Origin of the sequence: Streptomyces lincolnensis, from assembly GCF_001685355.1 — a bacterium.
Classification (GTDB): Bacteria; Actinomycetota; Actinomycetes; order Streptomycetales; family Streptomycetaceae; genus Streptomyces; species Streptomyces lincolnensis.
Genome location: NZ_CP016438.1, coordinates 4,637,298 through 4,657,604 on the forward strand (window position 1 = coordinate 4,637,298; position 20,307 = coordinate 4,657,604).

The window sequence follows — 20,307 nt, forward strand, 5'->3', positions numbered from 1 at the left end:
TTTATCCCAAACCTCCAACGAAACACGTGGGACAGATCAGACCCTATCAAGCATAGCGAAATAATCAGGCAAGCGAATTTTGCAACAAATTCATCGTTTAACGCTGTAGTCCGGATTGCCAAGCAATGGAATCGCAAGGTTGAACAGCCGCTCTCATCGTGGAATATCAAAGCGTTGGCTCTTTCCTGCATCCTGCGACCCACGCCTCTACTGGAAGGAGTGCATTCCTTCTTCCGCTATGCGAGGGACACTCTAAGCCATGGACTCACTCCAGACCCTGCCGGAATTGGCCCACCCATCGGATTGGAGAGACAGAAAGACGAAGTCCTTGCATGCTTGGATGACGCTTGTAAAGTACTCGACAGAGCAATCACGGATGCCGCCTCAGGAAATTTCCCCGAAAGTCGCAAATCGATTCAGGGACTCCTCTTGACACCTCAGATCCCGATGAGTTCTTAGTGAAGGCTGCCTAGTGAGCCCGAAGCCAGCACGTCAACGACGCAAAATTGGCACCCGCCCCAACCTAAAGGAAATCGAGAAACGGCGAGTTTGGGTCCGTTCTGGCGGCCGGTGCGCGATCTGCAATAGAGACCTACTGGATGGGAACCTGACGGACGAACCTGTCTCGCTTGGCGAGCTGGCGCACATCGTGGGGCAGCAGCAATCTGCCGCTTCCCCTCGCGGGCTGACTAAGTACCCAAAGGAACAGAGAGATCTGGCAGACAATATAATCCTTGCGTGCGGACAGTGTCATGCCGAGATTGATGACCCCATCACCCTGGACATGTTTACTGTTCACAAGCTCGTCGAAACGAAGCGTAATCACGAGGAGCGAATTAAGCATGTGACAGGCCTCGGCGCCGACCGTAGAACCGTGGTTCTACGAATGATTGGACAGTTGCGTGGAAGCCCTCTGGAACTCGCGCAGAGAACAGCAGCAGAAGCAGTAATTGCATCAAGCGATCGATTCCCATACTTCAAACTCTCATATGATCGCCATGGGCTAGAAATCGATCTAAGACAACTGCCAGGAGAATACGCAGACGCCAAAGATGTGAATTCGGCACCAACAGCGGAGTACTACGATTTCGCCAAAGCCATGATTGATGAAGTCGTCGACAATAAGCTGAACGAGGGTTTAAGGAAAGGGTACGTAGAGCACGTGAGCGTCTTTGCGTACGCGCGACTTCCACTGCTCGTTTACCTGGGTCGAAAGCTAGGCGATGGATACGGGATCGACTTCTATCAACGTCAGCAAACCACTGACTCATGGATCTGGCCCAACCTGAATCCTCCTGTCGAGTTCGACATCGCCTTACCTCCGGTCGCCAACGGTACCGAAGCGATCCTGCTAGCGAGCATCTCCGGAACAGTCCATGAAACTGAAATTCCTCAGCACTTGAAACATTATCCGGTGTTTCACATGCACCCCATGAATCAAACTCCTTCCGGTGGGATCATCGACTCAAGCGATACGCTCGAGAATCTTCGCATGACATATCGGAGATTTTTCGGCGAACTTGAGAGGCGCCATAAGAATATCGTCCGCCTTCACCTATTTGGCGCTCTACCGATCTCTGCCGCAATCACTTTGGGGCGAGTGCGTGATCCAGTAATTCAACCCTCGATCGTCACATATGACCTCGTAGACCACGGTTCCTACGAACAAGCCATAGAAATTCGATAAGTTCAGCAGATCCGAGACGGTACCGATCTTTGAGGTGCTCGGTCTAGAGATTTCGAGGCGGGCTGTTCATATACGAGCTAGGGGGTGGGGGTGGCTCGTCGCCCTCGCACTCCCGCATGGAGGGGTGCGTGAGCCCCGAAACCGAACATGGAATCGTCCGTCTACGAGGTCAGCGACAGCTGGTGGCACGGCTGCGTGACCATAGGCGTCAGGGACGACGACAGCCCCGACGGCCTCCAGCTCATTGTCGAGAACGTGGCCACTCTGATGGATCCGCCCACGGTCGATGAGACCGAGGCGAACCCGTTCACGATGGAAGAGGCCAAGGCTTTCCTGGAAGCCACAGCGAAGCGGCCCATTCTTCATGAGGTGGCGCGTCGGAGTACGCATCGGCTTCCGACAGGGCGAAACGGCTTGCATCGGCCGTACATGGACCTGGAGAGCGATCTGTTCCACCCCCAGTGGCAGCTCCAGCGGCTCATGTGGCGCCCCATGGCTGCCCGGACCCTCACGCCTGCGGTGCACGCATGGCAGGGACACAAGGCCGTCTTCACTCGGCCGGACGGGCCCTCCCCTCGGCCCCCGGACGGACTGGGCAGAGTGCAAGGAACCACTCGAAGAACGGAATCGATGACCGACGCATCTACGACGGCAGCCGCCATACCGCCGGCACGATCCTGAACGCCATGGTGGTGGACATGGCCACCACCATGGAGATCCTCCGACCCACCTAGATCAGCCAGACCTTCCGGTACGTGCAGGGCAGATCACACCCCTCCCAGGACGCGATGCGTCGCGTGGGGGCGGCTCCAGGCCCGGCCCGGAACCCGCAACTGAGACCGTGGACCGCCGAGCAGCACGCGCCCAGCGCCGCCGCGTCCGGTAAAGGAAAAAGCCCCAGGTCAGACGCTCCTGACCTGGGGTTCCACCAGAGCCCCCTGTCGGATTCGAACCGACGACCTGCTCATTACAAGTGAGCCGCTCTGGGCCGGACTGAGCTAAGGAGGCGCTGCGTACAACGAGGTACGCGAAGGCGGCACCACTGTACACAGAGCCCCTTTCCCCTGGCCATGCAGTTCTCCGCTCACGCGGTCCCAAATCCGGGCGTGACCATCCGTGCACCCGTTCGTTGATCGAGCTGACGTGCTGTTCCGAAGATCGGATCGTCGGGGAGGGGCTCATGGGGGAGACCGCGGAGAAGCAGAAGCCGCAGGCGGTGGAGGGCGAGGAGGCCCAGCGCATCAAGCGCGAGGTCCTCGGCATCGGTGACCGCCGTAAGCACCGCGCTCGCAAGGCGACGCCGCTGAAGCCCCATGCCAAGGCGTCGGACACACAGCACCGTCTCTACCGGTTCCGCTTCTATCCGACCAAGGAGCAGGCCGGGCAGTTGGAGCGGACGTTCGGGGCCTGTCGGTGGGTCTACAACGAGGGGCTGGCTCTGCGTTCCGGGGCGTGGGAGCGGCACCGCGTGAATGTGGGCTTCGCGGAGACGTGTCGGGCTCTGACCGGCTGGAAGCGGAAGGAGGAGACGGCGTGGTTGCGGGAGGTGTCGTCGACGGTCCTTCAGCAGTCTCTGCGCCATCTGGACAGGGCCTACGGGCGCTTCTTCAAGGGGGAGTCGAGGTATCCGAGGCCTAAGAAGAAGGGGCGATCGCGGGATACGGCGACATATGTGCGTACGGGTTTCAAGTGGGTGGAGGATCCGGAGCGGCCGGGGACCGGGCTGATCACGCTGGCCAAGCAGTCGGAGCCGTTGAACGTCCGGTGGTCGCGGGCGCTGCCTGCGGGGGTGGTTCCGGTGCGGTTGTCGGTAACGCGGGATCGGGCCGGCCGGTACTTCGTGTCGATGCTGGTGGAGGAGCCAATAGCGCCGTTGCCCACCGTGTTCGTGTCGGGTTCGCGGGAGCCGAAGGCGGTGGGGATCGATGTGGGGCTGGCGTCGCTGGTCATCCTGGATGACGGGACGAAGTTCGATCATCCGCGGTTGTTGAAGCGGTATGCGGAGAAGCTGGCGCGGTTGCAGCGGGAGCTGCACAGGAAGGTGAGGGGTTCGAAGAATCGGCAGAAGGTCAGGGAGAAGATCGCGCGGCTCTACGCGCTGATCAGTGACGTACGCAGGGACATGCTGAACCGGGTCACCACCCGCCTCGTGCGCGAGAACCAAGTGCTCGTGGTGGAGGACCTGTCTGTCGCGACTCTGGTGCGTTCGGCGCGTGGCAAGGGGCGGCGCCGGAAGGCGAAGCTGAACCAGGCGATCTTCGACGCTTCGTGGGGTGAGCTGCTTCGGCAGCTGCGCTACAAGTGCGAGTGGTACGGCCGGACGCTGGTGGTCGTGGGCCGCTTCTTCCCTTCGACTCGGCGCTGCTCTGCCTGTCATGTCATGGGTCCGAGGATGGATGTCTCGGTCCGGCGGTGGACGTGTGCCGGGTGCGGTGCGCTTCACGATCGTGATGTGAACGCCGCTGTGAACCTTCGGGACGAGGGTTTGCGTCTGCTGGCCGCGTAGGCGGCTGGTGCGGTACGGACCGACGGGCCGTCGGCCGGAATGCCTGTGGAGTCCGCGTAAGACCTGTCAGGCACAGCTCGCCAGGGCTGTGTATGGCCGGGCAGCAGACAGTGAAGCAGGAAGCTTGTCAGCAGGGTCAAAAGACAGCTGCTCTGCCTGGTCAAAAGTGCGATGCTCTGCCCCATTCGAAAATTTCCGCGAAGTTCACAGTCCTCCAGGTACTGACATACGGGTGAACGCCGGGTACCGTCCTGAGCCAGTCCACCTGTGGACTACACCACCACCTTCCTACAACGGATCGTCCGGCACGTTCCTGCCGGTAGAAGGGGGCCTTCACCATGGCCACTGTTTCGTTCGACAAGGCGACCCGGATCTACCCGGGCTCCACGAAGCCCGCCGTCGACGGTCTCGACATCCACATCGAGGACGGCGAGTTCCTCGTCCTGGTCGGCCCGTCCGGCTGTGGCAAGTCCACCTCGCTCCGCATGCTGGCGGGGCTCGAGGACGTCAACGGCGGCACCATCCGCATCGGTGACCGCGACGTCACGCACCTGCCGCCGAAGGACCGGGACATCGCCATGGTGTTCCAGAACTACGCGCTCTACCCGCACATGTCCGTCGCCGACAACATGGGCTTCGCGCTCAAGATCGCCGGCGTCAACAAGGCGGAGATCCGGCAGAAGGTCGAGGAGGCCGCGAAGATCCTCGACCTCACCGAGTACCTGGACCGCAAGCCGAAGGCCCTCTCCGGCGGTCAGCGCCAGCGTGTCGCCATGGGTCGCGCGATCGTGCGTGAGCCCCAGGTGTTCCTCATGGACGAGCCGCTGTCCAACCTGGACGCCAAGCTGCGTGTGTCGACGCGTACGCAGATCGCCTCGCTCCAGCGCCGTCTGGGCATCACCACGGTCTACGTCACCCACGACCAGGTCGAGGCCATGACGATGGGCGACCGCGTGGCCGTCCTCAAGGACGGTCTGCTCCAGCAGGTCGACTCGCCGCGCAACATGTACGACCGCCCGGCGAACCTCTTCGTCGCCGGCTTCATCGGCTCCCCGGCGATGAACCTCGTCGAGGTCCCGATCACCGACGGCGGTGTGAAGTTCGGCAACAGCGTCGTCCCGGTCAACCGCGAGGCCCTCAAGGCCGCCACCGACAAGGGTGACACCACCGTCACCGTCGGTGTCCGCCCGGAGCACTTCGACGTGGTCGAGCACAACGGCGCTGCCGCCGCCGCCCTGACGAAGGACACCGAGGACGCCCCGGCCGGTCTCGCGGTCTCCGTCAACGTCGTCGAGGAGCTCGGCGCCGACGGCTACGTCTACGGCTCCGCCAAGGTCGACGACGAGCTCAAGGACCTGGTGGTCCGCGTCAGCGGCCGTGCGGTCCCGGAGAAGGGCGCCACGCTGCACGTCGTGCCGCGTCCGGGCGAGACCCACGTGTTCTCGACCTCCACGGGCGAGCGCCTCACCGACTGACCCGCGCAGACGCGGTACAACCCCGGGTAATTCACCCAGGTTGACGAGAAGGGCCCCGCAGACCGCTGCGGGGCCCTTTTCGTTGTCGACAAATACCCCGGCAGACCGGTCATTTCGAGCAGTGTGCGTCAACCCGTTACCCAGTCAGAGGCACTACTTCATCCCCCGAACCGGTGACTAAATGTCGCCAAATCATCACCCCGCGCTACCCTCACACGCGTGAAGCACTCCACTAACGAACAGACGCGACGCGGCCGGGGTCCCGCCCGCCGGATCGGCCAGTCCCTCGCCCTCGTCCTGCCCGTCGTCCTGGTGCTCTCCGGGACCCTCGCGGTCACCCGAGTCGACTGGTCGGGGAACCCCTCCTCGAACTCGGTACTCACCGCGTCGGACGCCTCGAACGGCGACACCTCCGCGCGCACCGCCCCCCAGGCACCGCACGACGTGTTGCGCGACCAGCTCCTGACCGAGCTCCAGAAGAAGGACCCCGGCATCGCACTCACCCACCTCCAGCAGGCGGTGAACGACCGCCCGTCGCTGGCGAAGCACTGCGTGTCGATCGCCCGGGCCCTCGGCAAGGCCGCGGTCCGGGTCTACGGCCCGACGCGTGCCCAGTCCTTCGCCCGCCCGGTCTGCGACACGTCCTTCGCGACGGGCGTCGCGACGGCCTTCGGCTGAGGGGCGGCCGGTGGACTGAGCGGCACCTCTCAGCCGAGTGCCTTCCGCCCTCCTGCGGCGAGCTTCCCGAGCCGGCTCGCCACAGGAGGGCGGTAACGGCAGGTTAAGGAACGGTTGCCGGGCCCGGTCGCGCCCGGACCGCCACGTACAGTTCGAATCATGAGCGATCCGAACGCCGCGTCCCGCCCCGTTCAAGCCGTGGTCCTGGCCGGGGGCCAGGGCTCCCGGCTGCGCCCCTACACCGACGACCGGCCCAAGCCGATGGTCGAGATCCCCGGTACGGGGACGCCGATCATCGGCCATCAGCTTGTCTGGCTCGCGGAAGAGGGCGTCACGGACGTGGTCGTCAGCTGCGGCCATCTCGCGGACGTCCTGAAGAAGTGGCTGGAGACGGCCGACCTGCCGGTCAACGTGAAGACGGTGGTCGAGCCGGAGCCGCTGGGCCGCGGTGGCGGCCTGAAGTACGCCGCCGCGCATCTGCCCCACCCCGAGCGGCCTTGGTACGCCACCAACGGCGACATCTGGACCCGTTTCTCGCTCCGCGACATGGCGGACTTCCACGCCGAGCGCGACGCGGTCGCGACGCTGGCGCTGGCGCGGCCGCGGATCCCCTGGGGTGCCGTGCAGACCGACGGGTTCGGGCGGGTGACCGACTTCATCGAGGCGCCGCCGTCGACGGTCGAGATCAACGCGGGTGTGTATGTGTTCTCGGCGGAGTTCGCGGGGCTGCTGCCGGAGCGCGGGGATCACGAGCGGACGACGTTTCCGCGGCTGGCCCGGGAGCGGAAGCTCGCGGGGTTCCCCATTCCGCAGGGGGCGTACTGGCGGGCCATCGACACGGCGAAGGATCTGACCGAGGCGGCGAAGGAACTGGCCGCGTTGGGGCGCTGAGGGTCGTACGCCGCCGCCTGGCGGCATGACAAGAGGTCCCGCACATTCTCCCTCGTGCGGGACCTCTTGCGTGGGTCCGGTCGTCTCAGCCGGCGGGCGTGCCCAGGATTCCGCCCACCGGCTCCGTTACCCCAACAGGCCGCCCACCAGGCCCGGCTGGGAGGTGGAGCCTCCGCCGTCGGAGCCGCCTGTGGAGCCGCTGGAGGTGCTGCCGCCGTTGGTGGGGCCGGTGGTGGTGCTGGGGGCCTCGTCGGCCGGGGAGGACTGCTGGGGCGGGGCCTGGCCGGTGCTGCCCTGGGTCTGGCTGGGTGCGCCGCCGGTGGTGGCGCCGGTGTCGCGGGTGGCGTCCGGGGTGGTGGCGGTGCCGGCGGTCGGGCTGGCGCCCGCCGTGGCGCCCTGGGTGGGCGAGCCGGAGGCCGAGGGGCTCTTGTCGCGGCCCTTGGCGGAGTCCTCGGGGAGCGGGGAGCCGGGCAGGTTGTTGCGCGGGGCCTCGCCGGGGCCGGGGACGATCACCCGGTCGGCGTCTCGGACGGCGCCGCCGAGCAGCGAGCCGACGAGCAGGGTGAGTCCGGCGACGATGGCGGTGATGAGGGCGCCGCGGCGCAGGACGTGGCGGCGCAGGTCCCAGAGTTCGGCGCGGGGTCCGAGGCGGCGCCAGGCGCCGCCGGCGAGGCGGCCGTCGATGGAGTAGACGGGGGCGCCGGCGATGATCAGCGGCGACCAGGCGGCGAGGTAGATGATGTCGGGGGTGTCGTAGGCGGGGACGCTCTTCCAGCTGACGGTGACGAGGAGCGCGGCGGAGAGTCCGGCGCCGACCACGGCGGCGACCCGCTGCCACAGGCCGAGGATCGTGAGGACGCCCACGATGACCTGGAGGAAGGCGATGACGAGGCCGGCGCCGACGGGGTGCTGGAGGGCGAACTGCCTGAGGGGCTCGGCGACTTCCCAGGGGTGCAGGGTGTTGAGCCACTTCACCATGGAGCCGCGTTCGCCGCCGTCGAAGTAGACGGGGTCGCAGAGCTTGCCCATGCCGGCGTAGATGGAGATGAAGCCGAGGAAGATGCGCAGCGGCAGCAGGACGACGCCGAGGTTCATGCGGCGGCCCGGGTAGTAGGCGTGCCGGGCGGCGTCGTCGCCGTAGCGCTTGGCGGGCCGGGGGTCCTCGGGGCCCGTGTCCTCCTCGAACTCCTCGCCCGCGTAGGCGGGTTCGTCGTAGGCGCTGCCGACCGTGCGCATGGTGGGCAGGAGTCGGGTGCCGTCGGCGTCGGGGGTGCGCTGGGCTCCTACGACGGGTGTCTCGACGGTCTGGTCGAGGTCGTCGTAACCGTCGTCGGCGTAGCCGCTGTTGACGTCGATGCGCGGGATGACCTGGGTGGCTCCGGCGTCGGCGGAGGGGGCGGTGGGGTCGGGGTGGCGGACGCTGCCGCCCCGCACGGCCTGGAGCAGGCGGTGGGCGCCGGTGTCGTCGGGGTCGGACTTGCCGCTCCAGACGACGGGCCGGCGGCGGGCGCCCGCCGCCGCGCCCGGTCTGCCGGCCGCCGCGCCCATGGCCGGCATCCGGGTGGTGTCCTCGGTGGCGCTCAAGTGCCGTGCGACCCGCGGGGATTGGGCGGCGCGCCGCGTCGACGCGCCCAACTGCACGCGGAAGCTCGCATGATTGACGATGATCTGCGCCGGATCGCTCGGCACCTTCACCATGCTCAGCGCGGGAGCGTCGTCGAAGCCCGACGGGCCGTCCCCCGTGGGTGTGCGGGGTGTTCTGGTGTCCACACTCATCTAACCGAGTGACGTGTGTTTAGGACACTGCTTTGACTCGCCGGAAGTGTCCGGACCGCGTCAAGCTCGCCCCGCTCCCCCAGATTGACCCGTACGGGTGAGCAGGGGCACGCGCGTTCAGCCGCGTCGGCGCGACGCCTCGTACAGCACGACCCCCGCCGCCACACCGGCGTTCAGGGACTCCGCGCCGCCCGGCATCGGGATGCGCACCCGGTAGTCGCAGGTCTCGCCGACGAGCCGGGACAGGCCCTTGCCCTCGCTGCCGACCACGATCACGACCGGACCCCGCAGGGCCTCCAGCTCGCCGATCTCGTGCTCACCGTCGGCGGCGAGGCCGACGACCACGATGCCGGCCTTCTGGTACGCCTCCAGGGCGCGGGTGAGGTTGGTGGCGCGGGCGACGGGCGTCCGGGCGGCCGTACCGGCGGACGTCTTCCACGCACCGGCGGTCATACCGGCCGCACGCCGCTCCGGTACGACGACCCCGTGGCCGCCGAAGGCGGAGACGGACCGGACGACGGCACCGAGGTTGCGCGGGTCGGTGACGCCGTCGAGGGCGACGATCAGGGGGTCCTGGCCGTTGTCGTAGGCGGCGTTCGCGAGGTCCTCGGGGTGGGCGTACTCGTAGGGCGGGACCTGGAGGACCAGGCCCTGGTGGTTGAGCCCGTTGGTCATGCGGTCGAGCTCGGGGCGCGGCGCCTCCATGAGGTTGATGCCGCCGCGGTCGGCCGCGAGCTGGAGCGCCTCGCGCACCCGCTCGTCGTTGTCGATGAACTGCTGGACGTAGAGCGTGGAGGCGGGCACGCCCTCGCGCAGCGCCTCGACGACCGGGTTGCGGCCGACGACCAGCTCGGACGCCGACTTGCCGCCGCGGCCCTTGGGCACGGGACGGCGGGTGGTCTGCCGCGATTTGGCGCCCGCGATGCGGTTCTTCTTGTGGCCCTTGCGCATCTCGGCGGGCGGGGTGGGGCCCTTGCCCTCCAGGCTCTTGCGCCGCTGGCCGCCACTGCCGACCTGCGCGCCCTTCTTGCCGGACATGCGGCGGTTGTTGGCTGCCATGACCTACCTGTTCTCTACGGATGCACTTGCGAGCGCTGTGGAAATCTTCGTACGTCTGTCTATGCAGTGTGCCGCCCGGAGGCCCGGACGGCACAATCGATCTTCGGCGACCGCCGCGCGGTCAGCGCGGGCCGAGGCTCCAGCGCGGCCCCTGCGGGCCGTCCTCGATGGTCAGGCCCGACTGGCCCAGCTGGTCGCGGATGGCGTCCGCGGTCGTCCAGTCCTTGCGGCCCCGGGCGGCCTCGCGCTGGTCGAGGACGAGGCGTACGAGGCTGTCGACCACGCCATGAAGGTCGTCACCGCGGTCGGTCTCGCCGGCCCAGTGCGGGTCGAGCGGGTCCAGGCCGAGGACGCCGAGCATGGCGCGCACCTCGGCGAGGCGGGCCACGGCGGCTTCCTTGTCGTCGGCCGCGAGGGCGCTGTTGCCCTGCCGGACGGTGGTGTGGACGACGGCAAGGGCCTGCGGGACGCCCAGGTCGTCGTCCATCGCCTCGGCGAAGGCGGGCGGCACTTCGGCGGAGGGCTCGACGTCGCCGGCCTTCTCCACGACGCGCTGCATGAAGCCCTCGATCCGCGCGAACGCCGACTCGGCCTCGCGCAGGGCCTCCTCGCTGTACTCGATCATCGAGCGGTAGTGCGGGGTGCCGAGGTAGTAGCGCAGCACAATGGGGCGCCACGCCTTGACCATCTCGGAGACGAGGACGGAGTTGCCGAGCGACTTCGACATCTTCTCGCCGCTCATGGTGACCCAGGCGTTGTGCACCCAGTACCGGGCGAACTCGTCGCCGTAGGCCTTGGCCTGGGCGATCTCGTTCTCGTGGTGGGGGAAGATCAGGTCGAGGCCGCCGCCGTGGATGTCGAAGGCGGAGCCGAGGTACTTGTGGGCCATCGCGGAGCATTCGAGGTGCCAGCCGGGGCGGCCGCGGCCCCAGGGGGTCTCCCAGTCGGGCTCACCGGGCTTGGTGGCCTTCCACATGGCGAAGTCCCGCGGGTCCCGCTTGCCGCTGATGCCCTCCTCGGCGGGCTGGCGCATCTCGTCCAGGTCCTGCCGGGACAGCTCCAGGTACGCGGGCCAGGACCGCACGTCGAAGTAGACGCTGCCGTCGGCCTCGTAGGCGTGGCCGCGTTCGATGAGCCCGCGCATCATCTCGACCATCTCGGTCACGTGCCCGGTGGCACGGGGCTCGTAGGTCGGCGGGAGGCAACCGAGGGCGGTGTAGCCGTCGTTGAACGCCCGCTCGTTCTCGTAGCCGATCGACCACCAGGGGCGGCCCTGGACGGCCGACTTGGCGATGATCTTGTCGTCGATGTCGGTCACGTTCCGGATGAACGTGACGTCGTAGCCGCGGTACTCGAACCAGCGACGCATGATGTCGAAGTTCAGGCCCGAGCGGATGTGGCCGATGTGCGGGGCGGCCTGCACGGTGGCACCGCACAGGTAGATCGAGACGCAACCCGGCGTGAGCGGGGCGAAGTCACGGATCTGCCGGGCGCTGGTGTCGTACAGGCGAATGGTCACGATCCCTAGGGTAGTAGGCGCAAGGGGGTGCGTGGGTCCCCCTGTTTGTTTGTCACGCGGTGCGCAATCCGTTTGTCACACGGTGCGCACGACCAACGCCGTCGCCACGGCCATCAGGCCCTCGCCCCGGCCGGGGAAGCCCAGCCCGTCCGTGGTCGCGCCGGACACCGACACCGGTGCTCCCGCCGCCTCCGACAGGATCTTCTGGGCCTCGTCCCGGCGCTTGCCGATCTTCGGACGGGGTCCTACGACCTGTACGGCGATGTTGCCGATCCGGAAGCCCGCCGCGTTGACGATGCGGGCCGCCTCCGTCAGGAGGGTGACTCCGGACGCGCCCGACCACTCGGGGCGGCCGGTGCCGAAGTGCTGTCCGAGGTCGCCGAGGCCGGCCGCGGAGAAGAGGGCGTTGCAGGCGGCGTGGGCGACGACGTCCGCGTCGGAGTGGCCGGCGAGACCCGTGCCCTCGCCCTCCCACTTCAGGCCGGCGCACCACAGGTCGCGGCCCTCCTCGAAGGCGTGGATGTCGGTGCCGATGCCGACCTGGGGCAGCGGGTAGGGGGTCTCAGAAGCCATCGTTGAGCCTCCTGCGGGCCAGGACCGCCTCCGCGAGGACCAGGTCCAGGGGGCGGGTGACCTTGAAGGCCTCCTCGTGGCCGGGAACGACCACGACCGTCTCGCCGAGCTGCTCGACCATGCTCGCGTCGTCGGTGACGTTGTCGGTGACGCTCTCGTGGGCGCGGACGAGGGTGGCGCGGTCGAAGCCCTGCGGGGTCTGTACGGCGCGCAGCCGGGTCCGCGCGGGGGTGGCGATCACCGGTTCCGGCTCCCCCGCGGTCGCGGCGGGCTCGACCTCCTTCACCGTGTCCGCGAGGGGCAGCGCCGGGACGACGGCCCGTGCGCCGTCGCGCACGGCCTCGATGACGGCGTCGACGGTGTCGACGGGGACGAGGGGGCGGGCGGCGTCGTGGACCAGCACGATGTCGTAGTCGGCGGGCAGCGCGTCGAGGCCGAGTTTCACGGACTCCTGACGGCTGTCACCGCCGGGGACGACGAGGAAGTCGGTGCGCTCGGGCAGCGCGTGCGCGTCGAGCAGGGACTTGACCTCGCCGGCGCCGTCGGGCGGGGCCACGACGACGACCAGGGAGACGGCGCGCGAGGCCGCCAGGGCGCGCAGCGCGTGGATGAGCATGGGCGTGCCGTTCAGCGCGCGAAGCGCCTTGGGGGCGCCCGGGCCCAGTCGTACGCCTCGGCCGGCGGCGGGGATCACGGCGGCGGTACGGGCGTTCACCCGGGCTTTCACCGGTGGTTCCGCGGACGCCTCCAGCGGGGTTTCCGCGGGCGAAGGGCGCGAATCGTCAGACATCGGTTCCTGTCAGGTTTGTGTGCCGGGCCGTCGTGGGTATGGCCTCAGCGTGCCGGGCGCGACACCTTGACCGGACCCTTCCGTGACACCGGTCGAGCAAGCTGCCCGGGCCCGGCACGCCAAGTATCGGGGGATCTCTCCTCCGAGGTGAACCCGCGCACGGCATTGTTTTGAGCGCGAACATGCCGCAGCGCCCGGCGACGAGAAATACGTCATCGGGCACCGCGGCACTTATGTGAGACCCCTCAGCACTGTGATGCTCGGCACTGTGATGAGCTGAGACCGGTTGCTGCGTCGAGACCGGCTCGCGTCGGAGTCAGGACGCGAGGACCTCGTCGAGCAGGGCCTCGGCCTTGTCCTCGTTGGTGTTCTCCGCGAGGGCGAGCTCGCTCACCAGAATCTGGCGGGCCTTGGCGAGCATGCGCTTCTCACCTGCGGAGAGTCCGCGCTCGCGCTCACGACGCCACAGGTCGCGCACGACTTCCGCGACCTTGATGACATCGCCGGAGGCGAGCTTCTCCAGGTTTGCCTTGTAACGACGAGACCAGTTCGTGGGCTCCTCGGCGTACGGCGCGCGCAGCACCTCGAAGACCCGGTCCAGACCATCCTGACCGACCACATCACGCACGCCGACGAACTCCGCATTGTCCGCTGGCACACGCACTGTCAGGTCACCCTGGGCGACCTTCAGCACCAAGTAGGTCTTGTCCACGCCTTTGATCTGGCGAGTTTCGATAGCCTCGATCAGCGCGGCCCCGTGATGGGGATAGACCACGGTGTCGCCAACCTTGAACGTCATGTGACAGGTACCCCTTCCGTGGCTATCCAGGGTAACACGGAAACTGCGGGTTCTGAATGGCGTTTTCGCAGGTCAGGGCATATCTCGGGGCTTGACAACAGCAACAGGAACGTGCTGCGCGGGCCGAACGGAAGAAGGTATTCGCAGGTCGGAGCGGCTCTCCGGGGGAGGTGAAACGCGGCCGTTACACGCATCCGGAGGGCCGTCCGAGCGACCTAACATCCCCATATGTCCGCTTCCAAGTGTGCGACTTCCGCTACTCCGTTCGATGCCCGGAGTCGCTTCCGCGCCGAATCCGGAATTGATCACGGGCGCCCAGCGGATCAGGCGGTGATCAATTCCGTGGGCGATCGCGCATTCCTTCACTGAAGTTTTGCGAGCCGGCGGAAGGGGATGCGAGGGGTGCTTATGTGAATGGCGGACAAGTGCGGGGCCAAAGTGACTCAGGAGTCACTTGTGACGGAGGTGACTACCCGCCGCTGCCGGAAGACGACGCTTCGGGGAGGGTCGGGTGCGGCGGCGCGGGAACGGCTCGGTAACCTAAGGCCGCTGACAGACACTTAGCGCGGCTTTACAGGCCGCCTCGTTCAAGTCAAGGAGTTGCCGCCGCCGTGAGCAGCAGCCTTCGACGCGGCGCCCTCGCCGCCGCCGCCATCGCGTTCTCGATCGCCTCGCTCTCCGCGTGTGCGGCCGGCAACAGCCCTCAGACCCTGGAGATCAAGCCGGACAACGCGGCCACGTCCCAAGGGGACATCAAGCTCCAGAACGTCGTGATCATCACCCAGCCCGACCCCGAGACCAAGGGGCCGGCCGTGATCTCGGCCACCATCTTCAACAGCGGCCGCACCGCCGAGACGCTGGACTCGGTGAGCGTCCAGGGCGCCGGCACCGCCGCGCTCAAGCCCGCCAAGGGCAAGGGCAAGCTGACCGTCCCGGCCGGCGGCTCCGTCATCCTCGGCGGCAAGGGCAACGCCTCCGCCGTACTGAAGGAGCTCGGCGAGTCCGTCCAGAACGGCAACGCGCAGCGGACCACCTTCACCTTCAGCAGGACCGGTGAGGTGAGCCTGCGCGCCTTCGTCGTCCCGGCCGAGCACTACTTCTCCGGCTGGGGCCCGACCGAGATCCCGACGGCACCGGGCACCGCCAGCCCGTCCCCCAGCACCAGTGAGACGCCGGGTGCGGGCACCACGGGCTCGCCCAGCCCGTCCGTCACCCCCACGGGTGGCGCGACCGGCGGCGAAACGCCCGAGGGCGCGGCCGCCGGCCACTGAGCGGTCGTACGAGAACGCCGTACGAGAACGTACGAGAAAGGGGCGGGACCTCCTGAGGAGGTTCCGCCCCTTCGTCGTACCGCCGGTGCGGACCGCTGACGCGGCCACGCGGGCCGGTCTACGGCTCGAACTTGTAACCGAGCCCCCGGACCGTCACCAGGTAACGCGGCGCGCCCGGGTCGGGTTCGATCTTGGCGCGGAGGCGCTTGACGTGGACGTCGAGGGTCTTGGTGTCGCCGACGTAGTCGGCGCCCCAGACGCGGTCGATGAGCTGCATGCGGGTCAGGACGCGGCCGGCGTTGCGCAGGAGCATCTCCAGCAGGTCGAACTCCTTGAGGGGGAGGTCGACCTTGGAGCCGGAGACCGTCACGACGTGGCGGTCGACGTCCATGCGGACCGGGCCCGCCTCCAGGGCGGCCGGGGTGACCTCCTCCGGCTCGCCGCGGCGGCGCAGGACGGCCCGGATACGGGCGACCAGCTCACGCGAGGAGAACGGCTTGGTGACGTAGTCGTCGGCTCCTATTTCCAGGCCGACCACCTTGTCGATCTCGCTGTCCTTGGCGGTCACCATGATGACGGGGACGTTGGAACGGCCGCGCAGCTGACGGCACACCTCGGTGCCGGGCAGGCCCGGCAGCATCAGGTCGAGGAGGACGAGGTCGGCGCCGTTGCGCTCGAACTCGTCGAGTCCGTCGGGCCCGGTGGTCGCGACCGCGACCTCGAAGCCCTCCTTGCGGAGCATGTACGACAGGGCGTCGGAGAAGGACTCCTCGTCCTCGACGACGAGCACTCGGGTCACGGAAGGACCTCCGGGGAGGGAAGCGGTTCGTAAGAAGCCGTTGGCTGGGGGGACGGGGACGAGGGGTCGGCCTCTTCGGTCTCATCGTCGAGACCGTCGACGTCGGGGTGCTGGTGCGCACGGTCACGGGCCGCACCCGCCTCCGGCAGCCTCAGTGTGAAGGTGGAGCCCTGTCCCTCGGAGCTCCACACCGTGACCTCCCCGCCGTGCGAGGCGGCCACGTGCTTGACGATCGCCAACCCGAGCCCCGTGCCGCCCGTCTGGCGGGAGCGGGCCGGGTCGACGCGGTAGAAGCGCTCGAAGATGCGCTCCTTGTCCTTGTCGGAGATGCCGATGCCCTGGTCGGTCACGGCGATCTCGATGTGGTCTCCGCCGGGCGCGTTCACCCGGCGGGCGGCTATGCCGACGCGGGTGCGGGCGGGCGAGTAGTTGACGGCGTTCTCGACGAGGTTGCCGAGAGCCGCGGCGAGCTGGCCGCGGTTGCCCCAGATACGCAGATCGGCGGCGCCTCCGGCGGCCATCGTGATCTGCTTGGTGCCGGCCTGGTGGCGGCAGCGGTCGATGGCCTCGGCCACCAGTTCGTCCACCCGGACGGGCTCGGCGTCCTCCAGCGGGTCGTCGTTCTGCACGCGCGAGAGGTCGATGAGCTCCTGGACCAGATTGGTGAGCCGGGTGGCCTCGATCTGCATCCGCCCGGCGAAGCGTTCCACCGCCTCCGGGTCCTCCGAGGCGTCCATGACGGCCTCGGACAGGAGGGACAGCGCGCCCACCGGGGTCTTCAGCTCGTGGCTGACGTTCGCGACGAAGTCACGTCGCACCGCCTCTATGCGCCGGGCCTCGGTGAGGTCCTCCACGAGGAGCAGCACCAGCCGGGAGCCGAGGGGCGCGACGCGCGCGGACACGGCGAGGGCCTCGCCCCGCCCGGTCCCGCGCCGTGGCAGATCCAGCTCCACCTGGCGTATCTCCCCGTCCCGCCGGGTGTCGCGGGCCATCTGGAGCATGGGCTCCACGGACAGCTTGCCGCCGCGCACCAGCCCGAGGGCGTACGCGGCGGAGCTGGCCTTGACCACGGCGTCGGCCTCGTCGAGGACGACGGCGGACGAGCGCAGCACGGACAGGACGGTGTCCACGCCCGGCGGAAGCACCGGGTCCGTGTGCAGGGAGGTGCGGGTGGGGCGCTTCTGCTCCCGCTCGCTCCAGCGGAACGCCAGCATGGCGATGACGCCGGTGAGTACACCGGCGATCGCTGCCGCTGCGGCGACAGCCGCGTTCACGTCCATGCCTCCAGGTTAGGCACGCAATCGCTCCTGGCCACAGCTGTCGAGGTGCGACCTCGAACACTCGTCGCCCAGAGTTCACCTTGGAGCCAGTATTGGTTCATTTGGGATGACGGAAACGGACGCGTAGGAGCCGGAACGTGGGAGCGTGGGGTGCGAAGCACCGGTTTACACGTACGAGAGGGAACCCTGATGCGGGACGCGTACCACGAGGAACTGGACTCGATCAGCGACAGCCTGGTGGAGATGGCCCGGCTGGTGGGGTCGGCGATCGGGCGCGCCACGACGGCGATCCTCGACTCCGACCTGAAGCTGGCCGAAAGCGTGATCGAGGCCGATCAGAAGGTGGACGACCTCCAGCACGACCTGGAGGCCCGGGCCATAGCCCTGCTGGCCCGCCAGCAGCCCGTCGCGACCGATCTGCGGATCGTCGTGACGTCGCTGCGCATGTCGGCCGACCTGGAGCGTTCGGGTGACCTGGCCCAGCACGTGGCGAAGCTCGCCCGGCTGCGTTTCCCGGAGCGCGCGGTCCCGCACGACCTGCACGCGACGATCCTGGAGATGGGCCAGCTCGCGCAGCGCCTGATGGCCAAGGCCGCCGAGGTCATCACCACCAAGGACGTCGACCTGGCGCTCCAGCTGGAGCAGGACGACGACGAGATGGACCTCCTGCACCGCACGCTCTTCCAGCACCTGATCGACGAGCGCTGGAAGCACGGCATCGAGACGGCCGTCGACGTCACCCTCCTCGGCCGCTACTACGAGCGCTTCGCCGACCACGCGGTCTCCGTCGCCAAGCGCGTGGTGTACCTGGTGACGGGCGAGCACGCGGACGAGATCCAGGCGGACGTCCAGCCGGAGATCCAGCCGGTGACGGGGGCGGACGGGGCGTGACCCTCCGGGGGTCGGGCGGAGGTCTGTCCGGGGCGCGTACGAGCCTCTGTGCGCCGTTGATGCGCCCAGCTGAGCGGGCATCCAATGGGCACAGGCACCAGCCTTGAATGGAGGGACCATGGCCGAATCCCCCAGCACCCCCACATCCGACCCCACCCAGCAGCGCCCGACCGAACAGCCCACCGAGATCAAGAGCCTCCCGCTCTTCGGCGCGTGCGGCTGCGGATCGGGATGCGGGTGCGGGTGCCAGTCGGGCAACCCCTGCCAGTGCGGTTGAGGACGTCACGACTGTTCTTGTACGAGCGTTCTTGAACGAGCGTTTCCTGTACGACGGTGAAGGGCCCCGGCGCTGATGCCGGGGCCCTTCGTCGTGCTCCCGTCCGGGCGTCCGGGCGGAACGCTGGCCCCTGCCGCCACACGGGCGCACTCTTGAAGGAGAGCAACAGAGCCTTGGGGGAGCGAAGAAAGGAAGGTCCGGCCATGTCCCGGTTCATGGACGTCCACCACGGGATGCAGGGCATCACCGCCGACCAACTTCACCAGGCCCACCAGGCCGACCTCGCCATCGAGAAGGAAGAAGGCGTCCACTTCGAGCGCGCCTGGGCCGACCCGGCCTCCGGCACGGTCTACTGCCTCTCCGAGGCCCCCTCCGCCGACGCGGTCCAGCGCATCCACGAACGCGCGGGCCACAAGGCGGACGAGATCCACGAGGTACCGCTGACGGTCTGAGCGCGGGGAGGCGGGGACGGGGACCGGGGAGACCTGGGGCCGGGGAGACCGGGGGCCGGGAGCGCCCCTCCACGCGACCCCGCGTGACACACCGCAGGGGGGGTGCACAACCCCCTGCGGGGTGCGGTCAGCACCACCCTCGATCCGGTGGGTCACTCCATGGTTCCGACCGGCGGCCGGCGGCATCGTAGAAGCATCGGATCCCAGCGGGGCGCAGCCCCCTCCGGAAGGGAAACTCCCATGAAGTCGCCGCTCACCTCCCAGACAGGCACCCCGACGGCCCCCGAGTTCCCCTACCCGGCCGACCTCGCCCCCCTCCTCACCGCCTGGGACCAGACCCACCCCACCGCCACCGCCCCCGACCTCGACTGGCGCCACCTCCTCGACGAAATGGCCCACCCCGGCACGACCCAGGCCTTCCACCATCTGGCGGAGGCGGCGGCCTGACGGGTGGGTAGGGTCCGTGGATGAGGCACATCGAGGTCGTTCCGGAGAAGGTGGCCTGGGTCCTGGTGCGTGACGGGCGGGTGCTGGTGACGCGCAACCGCGGTCTGGACGTCTTCTACTTCCCGGGCGGAAAGCGGGAGCCTGGTGAGTCCGACGCCGAGACCCTGGCCCGCGAGATCGCCGAAGAACTACGGACCCGGGTCGATACGGCCACGATGGTGCACGTCGGCACCTTCGAAACACGCAACGACGACGACGGACGCACCGAGTTCCGGATGTTCTGCTACACCGCCGAGTACACCGGTCCGCTCCTCGCCTCGATGGAGGTCGAAGAGCTGGGCTGGTTCGGCTACGGCGATCGCGCGCGGGTCTCGGCAGTGGACCAGCTGGTCTTCGACGCGCTTCACACCTCAGGGCAACTGACCTGAGGTCTGGTACGACCGCATCGCGGTCCGCAGAGCTTCGAGTTCGGTCCGGGGAAACGGCCGGCCCCATCGAGACTCGTAGGCTTCTTCGCCCTGCTCGTAGTCGATCCGGTCGAAGGCCCGGACGGCGGACCGTGCGAGTGCCGTGACGGTGTGGCGGCCTGCCCAGAGAACTACCCCTGAGCTGTCCGGAGCTTGGGCGTCGTCGGCCAGGACCAGGCGGACATCGACCACGGATCCGTCTCTGTGGAAGAAGCACCGGTACACCTGCGGCTCTCCCTCCAACTCGGCGCGGGTGTCCTCATCACCGAGGACGAGCCGGGCAACGGCGTAAAGGAACTCCTCGGGCGCGTCATTGACGTAGGAAGCGATGGCCTCGGCCTCACCGTGATCGTCAGCGAACCTGACGCTCGCCCAGCCGTGACTGCCCAACGTCCACGTGATCGCCAGAGACGACATCTCCCCCCTTGGAACGACGAAGCTCCGGCAGATTGCCTGAGGTTCGCCTCATCCAAACACGCCACCCACCCGACTGACGTGCCGTCAGAAAAAAGAGGGATGCTTCGCCAACCCGATGGCACCCCCGTCCGTCTCTAGGGCGAGCCTCCGGCGTACGGGTGGGGCTCCGGGGTTCCCGGGGTCGCAGGACGGCTCCTGTCGGATTTCCGAAGTGTCAGGAGTTCAGGTGGGGTTACGCGCGAGACCACGGCAT

At 68.0% G+C, this 20,307-nt stretch carries 19 protein-coding genes, 1 tRNA gene and 1 pseudogene; 11 read left to right on the forward strand and 10 right to left on the reverse strand.

The features are described from left to right. Positions 1 to 649 precede the first annotated feature (649 nt). Positions 650 to 1,687, forward strand: a complete 1,038-nt coding sequence (locus SLINC_RS46040; protein WP_225988318.1) for an SAVED domain-containing protein — start codon at positions 650 to 652, stop codon at positions 1,685 to 1,687. 237 nt (positions 1,688 to 1,924) lie between these two features. Beyond that, positions 1,925 to 2,573: pseudogene (locus tag SLINC_RS49390) on the forward strand (tyrosine-type recombinase/integrase); the annotation flags it as partial. 46 nt (positions 2,574 to 2,619) lie between these two features. Here the strand turns inward: SLINC_RS49390 and SLINC_RS20520 are convergent. Beyond that, positions 2,620 to 2,695, reverse strand: a tRNA-Thr gene (locus SLINC_RS20520). A 172-nt stretch (positions 2,696 to 2,867) separates the two neighbouring features. Here SLINC_RS20520 and SLINC_RS20525 point away from each other — a divergent pair. The 4 genes from SLINC_RS20525 to SLINC_RS20540 all read left to right on the forward strand — a co-directional run bounded on the left by SLINC_RS20525 (position 2,868) and on the right by SLINC_RS20540 (position 7,237). Next, positions 2,868 to 4,193, forward strand: a complete 1,326-nt coding sequence (locus SLINC_RS20525) for an RNA-guided endonuclease InsQ/TnpB family protein (protein ID WP_067435085.1) — start codon at positions 2,868 to 2,870, stop codon at positions 4,191 to 4,193. A gap of 338 nt (positions 4,194 to 4,531) precedes the next feature. Beyond that, positions 4,532 to 5,668, forward strand: coding sequence for an ABC transporter ATP-binding protein (locus tag SLINC_RS20530; protein ID WP_067435088.1), 1,137 nt, complete (start codon positions 4,532 to 4,534; stop codon positions 5,666 to 5,668). Positions 5,669 to 5,887: 219 nt separating this feature from the next. Next, positions 5,888 to 6,346, forward strand: a complete 459-nt coding sequence (locus tag SLINC_RS20535; RefSeq protein WP_067435091.1) for a hypothetical protein — start codon at positions 5,888 to 5,890, stop codon at positions 6,344 to 6,346. A gap of 159 nt (positions 6,347 to 6,505) precedes the next feature. Then, on the forward strand, positions 6,506 to 7,237 hold the full coding sequence (locus tag SLINC_RS20540; protein WP_067435094.1) for a nucleotidyltransferase family protein: 732 nt from the start codon (positions 6,506 to 6,508) through the stop codon (positions 7,235 to 7,237). Between the two features lie 126 nt (positions 7,238 to 7,363). Here SLINC_RS20540 and SLINC_RS20545 read toward each other — a convergent pair whose 3' ends face one another. The 6 genes from SLINC_RS20545 to SLINC_RS20570 form a co-directional block, all read right to left on the reverse strand. After that, positions 7,364 to 9,013: a DoxX family protein gene (locus SLINC_RS20545; RefSeq protein WP_067435097.1), complete on the reverse strand. Its 1,650-nt coding sequence runs from the start codon at positions 9,011 to 9,013 to the stop codon at positions 7,364 to 7,366. 117 nt (positions 9,014 to 9,130) lie between these two features. Then, a complete protein-coding gene (rlmB, locus tag SLINC_RS20550; protein WP_067435100.1) occupies positions 9,131 to 10,072 on the reverse strand; it encodes a 23S rRNA (guanosine(2251)-2'-O)-methyltransferase RlmB in 942 nt (313 codons plus the stop codon). A gap of 121 nt (positions 10,073 to 10,193) precedes the next feature. Beyond that, the gene (gene cysS, locus SLINC_RS20555) at positions 10,194 to 11,591 is read right to left on the reverse strand and encodes a cysteine--tRNA ligase (RefSeq protein ID WP_067435103.1); all 1,398 of its coding nucleotides are present in this window, start codon (positions 11,589 to 11,591) and stop codon (positions 10,194 to 10,196) included. Between the two features lie 75 nt (positions 11,592 to 11,666). After that, positions 11,667 to 12,164 carry a 2-C-methyl-D-erythritol 2,4-cyclodiphosphate synthase gene (gene ispF, locus SLINC_RS20560; RefSeq protein WP_067435106.1) on the reverse strand — a complete coding sequence of 166 codons (498 nt, stop codon included), beginning with the start codon at positions 12,162 to 12,164 and terminating at the stop codon, positions 11,667 to 11,669. Further along, positions 12,154 to 12,954, reverse strand: coding sequence for a 2-C-methyl-D-erythritol 4-phosphate cytidylyltransferase (gene ispD, locus SLINC_RS20565; protein ID WP_067435109.1), 801 nt, complete (start codon positions 12,952 to 12,954; stop codon positions 12,154 to 12,156). The genes ispF and ispD overlap by 11 nt, the downstream gene beginning before the upstream one ends. 316 nt (positions 12,955 to 13,270) lie before the next feature. Beyond that, positions 13,271 to 13,753, reverse strand: coding sequence for a CarD family transcriptional regulator (locus tag SLINC_RS20570; RefSeq protein ID WP_003953493.1), 483 nt, complete (start codon positions 13,751 to 13,753; stop codon positions 13,271 to 13,273). Between the two features lie 611 nt (positions 13,754 to 14,364). Between SLINC_RS20570 and SLINC_RS20575 the strand changes: the two genes are divergently transcribed. After that, positions 14,365 to 15,024 carry a copper chaperone PCu(A)C domain-containing protein gene (locus SLINC_RS20575; protein ID WP_067435112.1) on the forward strand — a complete coding sequence of 220 codons (660 nt, stop codon included), beginning with the start codon at positions 14,365 to 14,367 and terminating at the stop codon, positions 15,022 to 15,024. A gap of 118 nt (positions 15,025 to 15,142) precedes the next feature. Here the strand turns inward: SLINC_RS20575 and phoP are convergent, their stop codons facing one another. Continuing rightward, entirely contained in the window at positions 15,143 to 15,814 is a 672-nt protein-coding gene (gene phoP, locus SLINC_RS20580; RefSeq protein WP_004000192.1) for a two-component system response regulator PhoP, read from the reverse strand. Positions 15,815 to 15,819: 5 nt separating this feature from the next. Beyond that, complete coding sequence (phoR, locus tag SLINC_RS20585) at positions 15,820 to 17,103, reverse strand: two-component system sensor histidine kinase PhoR (RefSeq protein WP_067435115.1); 1,284 nt, start codon at positions 17,101 to 17,103, stop codon at positions 15,820 to 15,822. Positions 17,104 to 17,292: 189 nt separating this feature from the next. On the opposite strand from phoR, the gene phoU reads away from it, so the two are divergent. The 4 genes from phoU to SLINC_RS20605 all read left to right on the forward strand — a co-directional run bounded on the left by phoU (position 17,293) and on the right by SLINC_RS20605 (position 19,598). Next, positions 17,293 to 17,994 carry a phosphate signaling complex protein PhoU gene (phoU, locus tag SLINC_RS20590; protein ID WP_067435118.1) on the forward strand — a complete coding sequence of 234 codons (702 nt, stop codon included), beginning with the start codon at positions 17,293 to 17,295 and terminating at the stop codon, positions 17,992 to 17,994. A 480-nt stretch (positions 17,995 to 18,474) separates the two neighbouring features. After that, a complete protein-coding gene (locus SLINC_RS20595) occupies positions 18,475 to 18,723 on the forward strand; it encodes an SCO4226 family nickel-binding protein (protein ID WP_067435121.1) in 249 nt (82 codons plus the stop codon). A gap of 240 nt (positions 18,724 to 18,963) precedes the next feature. Next, positions 18,964 to 19,170, forward strand: coding sequence for a hypothetical protein (locus tag SLINC_RS20600; protein ID WP_067435125.1), 207 nt, complete (start codon positions 18,964 to 18,966; stop codon positions 19,168 to 19,170). A 20-nt stretch (positions 19,171 to 19,190) separates the two neighbouring features. Then, positions 19,191 to 19,598 carry an NUDIX hydrolase gene (locus SLINC_RS20605; protein WP_067435128.1) on the forward strand — a complete coding sequence of 136 codons (408 nt, stop codon included), beginning with the start codon at positions 19,191 to 19,193 and terminating at the stop codon, positions 19,596 to 19,598. Here the strand turns inward: SLINC_RS20605 and SLINC_RS20610 are convergent. Beyond that, positions 19,581 to 20,054: a hypothetical protein gene (locus tag SLINC_RS20610; protein ID WP_079164629.1), complete on the reverse strand. Its 474-nt coding sequence runs from the start codon at positions 20,052 to 20,054 to the stop codon at positions 19,581 to 19,583. The genes SLINC_RS20605 and SLINC_RS20610 overlap by 18 nt on opposite strands. Positions 20,055 to 20,307 lie beyond the last annotated feature (253 nt).

Bases quoted from the DNA above. Each gene is read 5' to 3' on its own strand.
- SLINC_RS20600 (WP_067435125.1), top strand. From the start codon at position 18,964: ATGAAGTCGCCGCTCACCTCCCAGACAGGCACCCCGACGGCCCCCGAG.
- SLINC_RS20540 (WP_067435094.1), top strand. From the start codon at position 6,506: ATGAGCGATCCGAACGCCGCGTCCCGCCCCGTTCAAGCCGTGGTCCTG.
- ispF (WP_067435106.1), bottom strand. From the start codon at position 12,164: ATGGCTTCTGAGACCCCCTACCCGCTGCCCCAGGTCGGCATCGGCACC.
- rlmB (WP_067435100.1), bottom strand. From the start codon at position 10,072: ATGGCAGCCAACAACCGCCGCATGTCCGGCAAGAAGGGCGCGCAGGTC.
- SLINC_RS20525 (WP_067435085.1), top strand. From the start codon at position 2,868: ATGGGGGAGACCGCGGAGAAGCAGAAGCCGCAGGCGGTGGAGGGCGAG.
- SLINC_RS20605 (WP_067435128.1), top strand. From the start codon at position 19,191: ATGAGGCACATCGAGGTCGTTCCGGAGAAGGTGGCCTGGGTCCTGGTG.
- ispD (WP_067435109.1), bottom strand. From the start codon at position 12,954: ATGTCTGACGATTCGCGCCCTTCGCCCGCGGAAACCCCGCTGGAGGCG.
- SLINC_RS20530 (WP_067435088.1), top strand. From the start codon at position 4,532: ATGGCCACTGTTTCGTTCGACAAGGCGACCCGGATCTACCCGGGCTCC.
- phoU (WP_067435118.1), top strand. From the start codon at position 17,293: ATGCGGGACGCGTACCACGAGGAACTGGACTCGATCAGCGACAGCCTG.
- phoR (WP_067435115.1), bottom strand. From the start codon at position 17,103: ATGGACGTGAACGCGGCTGTCGCCGCAGCGGCAGCGATCGCCGGTGTA.
- SLINC_RS20610 (WP_079164629.1), bottom strand. From the start codon at position 20,054: ATGTCGTCTCTGGCGATCACGTGGACGTTGGGCAGTCACGGCTGGGCG.
- SLINC_RS20595 (WP_067435121.1), top strand. From the start codon at position 18,475: ATGTCCCGGTTCATGGACGTCCACCACGGGATGCAGGGCATCACCGCC.
- SLINC_RS20545 (WP_067435097.1), bottom strand. From the start codon at position 9,013: ATGAGTGTGGACACCAGAACACCCCGCACACCCACGGGGGACGGCCCG.
- SLINC_RS20570 (WP_003953493.1), bottom strand. From the start codon at position 13,753: ATGACGTTCAAGGTTGGCGACACCGTGGTCTATCCCCATCACGGGGCC.